At 27.2% G+C, this 834-nt stretch carries 1 protein-coding gene; it reads left to right on the forward strand.

The features are described from left to right. Nucleotides 1-13: 13 nt before the first annotated feature. Nucleotides 14-834: carboxypeptidase-like regulatory domain-containing protein (locus tag M4I21_RS18490; RefSeq protein WP_349628921.1), on the forward strand; the 821-nt coding region annotated here is incomplete at its 3' end.

An 834-nucleotide genomic window follows, 5' to 3' on the forward strand; every position in this document is an offset into this window, starting at 1 on the left:
CGTTGCCCACAATATGAAAAAGCTACTTGCTATAACAATTTTACTAGTTTCAAACCTTTGTTTTAGTCAATTAAAATCGGTAATAATTGACAGCGATACGAAAGAAAAAATACCTTACGTAAATATTTGGGTGGAAAACGAAAACATTGGAACAACATCTAATGAAAAAGGAGAGTTTGAATTAAAAATTAATGGAACGAAAGTTATTCTATTTTCTGCAATTGGATTTCAAACAAAAAAAATAATATCTGATTCGATTAAAAATGTTTTAGAGTTAAAACCTTTAATTACTGAATTAGATGAAATTATTATCAATTCTAAAAAATTATCTCAAGAATTGACAATTGGAGAGTTTAAAAAATCTAAAATCAATAGTTATTTTGCTTGCGGAACACAACCTTGGATTTCAGCTAAATTTTTTGAATGTAAAACAAAATATGAAAAGATACCTTATCTTAAAAAGTTAAGAATATTGACAAATAGTGACGTGAAAAATTCAAAGTTTAATATTAGACTTTATGGAGTAAATGAAAAAGGAGAACCTGAAAATTATATCTATAATGAAAATATAATTGGAATAGCTAAAAAAGGAAAAAAAACTACGGAAATTGACCTTTCAGAATTAAATATAGAATTTCCCGAAAAAGGCTTTTTTGTTGCGATTGAGTGGCTGATAATTGAAGAAAATAGACACGAATATAATTATACCATGCAAGGTTCAAGAAAAAAATTAATTGGAACTTCTTACGAACCTGCAATTGGAACTGTTCCTGCTGAAACAAATGAAAATAGTTGGCGATTAAATCAAGGAAAATGGAGAAAAGTCTGGAAAAA

The organism is Cellulophaga sp. 20_2_10, from assembly GCF_023476645.1.
Lineage (GTDB): Bacteria > Bacteroidota > Bacteroidia > Flavobacteriales > Flavobacteriaceae > Cellulophaga.